Origin of the sequence: Paraclostridium sp. MRS3W1, from assembly GCF_032465715.1 — a bacterium.
Classification (GTDB): Bacteria; Bacillota; Clostridia; order Peptostreptococcales; family Peptostreptococcaceae; genus Paraclostridium; species Paraclostridium dentum.
The window spans coordinates 1-335 of sequence record NZ_JAWDJM010000078.1; the positions used below are offsets into that span (position 1 = coordinate 1).

Annotated in this window: 2 tRNA genes; both read right to left on the reverse strand. The window is 46.6% G+C overall.

Features of this window, described 5'->3' with window-relative positions:
- Positions 1-95: 95 nt before the first annotated feature.
- A tRNA-Ile gene (locus RWY47_RS05780) sits at positions 96-172 on the reverse strand.
- A gap of 9 nt (positions 173-181) precedes the next feature.
- Positions 182-270: transfer RNA gene (locus tag RWY47_RS05785), tRNA-Leu, on the reverse strand.
- Positions 271-335: the final 65 nt, after the last annotated feature.

A 335-nucleotide genomic window follows, 5' to 3' on the forward strand; every position in this document is an offset into this window, starting at 1 on the left:
CATTATCTGAATATCTGGCTTGGTTGTTTGTGTTTAATTCTTTAAAAAAGAATTTATATAATTAACCTACTGTTTAATTTTCAAAGTTCTTAAAGTGGTGGACCTTCAGGGACTCGAACCCCGGACCTACCGGTTATGAGCCGGGCGCTCTAACCAACTGAGCTAAAGGTCCACTTTATAATGGTGCCGAAGACCGGAATCGAACCGGTACGAGAGGTAAGTCCCGCAGGATTTTAAGTCCTGTGCGTCTGCCAGTTCCGCCACTTCGGCACATCACCTAGCTATGTCCTACTCTCCCAGGCAGCTTCCCACCAAGTACCATCGGCGCTAAAGAG